Genomic DNA, 1,396 nt, shown 5'->3' on the forward strand with positions numbered 1-1,396 from the left:
GCCTAGGAAAGAAGGGGCGCCAGTCTTGGCTGGCGCCCCGCGCGGTCCGGTGCTTGGGAGGATATCACCTGCTGCGCTTTGTTCCGAATCCCGGTTTCGCTCCGTTAAGCTGTCCTAGCTTGTGGCAAGTTCCATGACGGCGACGTTGCTCGCTTCGCTGCGGTCGAGAATGCCGCGCTGGCGGCCACGGCTCAGCACCAGCACGCGATGCGACAGGCCGAGCACTTCCTCGAGGTCGGAGCTCACCACCACCACCGCCATTCCGGAGCGGGCGAGGTCGGCGATGACATCGTAGATCGCGGCGCGGGCGCCGACATCGATGCCGCGTGTCGGCTCGTCCAGGATGAACACCTTGGGCGGCCGTGAAATCCATTTGGCGATAATCACCTTCTGCTGGTTGCCGCCGGAGAGCTTGCTGATCGCCTGGTTAGGCCGGCCCTTGACGCCGAGCCGGCTTATGCCGGCCTCGGCGAATTTCTGCACCGCCTTCGGAAACACCCAGCCATTCGGCGCGACATGGTCGAAATTGCCGATTGCCAGATTCTCGCCGATGGTCTGGTCGAGAACCACGCCTTGGGCCTTGCGGTCTTCCGGCACCAGCACGACGCCGGCCTTGATCGCCGCCGCCGGGCCATTGAGGTGCACCGGTTTGCCGGCGACGCGCACCGACCCCGACGAAATCGGATCGGCGCCGGCGATCGCCCGCACCAGTTCCGTGCGGCCGGCGCCGATCAGCCCGGCGATGCCAAGGATTTCGCCGGTCCGCACCGAGAAGCTGACATTCTGAAAACTGCGTTCCGGCGAGGACAGGTTCTCGACTTCGAGCAACGTCTCGCTGCCCGGCTCCGAGAGCGGCGGGAACATCCGCTCGACGCTGCGGCCGACCATCTGCTCGACCACGGTGCGCACCGGAATGTCGGCGCGCTCGTGCCGGGCGACGATGCGCCCGTCGCGCATCACCACCACGCGGTCGGCGATCTCAGCGATCTCGTCCAGCCGGTGGCTGATATAGATGAAGGACATGCCTTCCGCCTTGAGCTTGCGGATCTGCTGGAACAACAGTTCCGTTTCTTCGCTGCCAAGCGCTGCTGTCGGTTCGTCGAAGATCAGAAGCTCGGCATTGAGCGTCAGTGCCTTGGCGATCTCGACCTGTTGCTGGGCGGCGATGCGCAGCGTGCGCACCTTGCGATCCGGCGAAACATCGAGGCCGAGGCGCTTCAGTTGGGCCGATGCCCGCGCATTCATAGCCGCGCGGTCGATGCGGCCGCCGCGCGTCGGCAGGCGTCCGACATAGACGTTCTCGGCGACCGAAAGATCCGGCAGCAGCTTCAGTTCCTGGTGGATCATGCCGACACCGGCGTCGATGGCCGCGGCGGGAGAGGCGGGGGAATAGGGT

At 65.6% G+C, this 1,396-nt stretch carries 1 protein-coding gene; it reads right to left on the reverse strand.

The genetic code is table 11. From position 1 onward, the window contains the following. Positions 1 to 114: 114 nt before the first annotated feature. The coding region (locus tag EOA86_RS34685; RefSeq protein WP_164892328.1) for a sugar ABC transporter ATP-binding protein at positions 115 to 1,396 on the reverse strand (1,282 nt) is incomplete at its 5' end.

The organism is Mesorhizobium sp. M5C.F.Ca.IN.020.32.2.1 (genome assembly GCF_004023105.1).
Lineage (GTDB): Bacteria > Pseudomonadota > Alphaproteobacteria > Rhizobiales > Rhizobiaceae > Mesorhizobium > Mesorhizobium wenxiniae.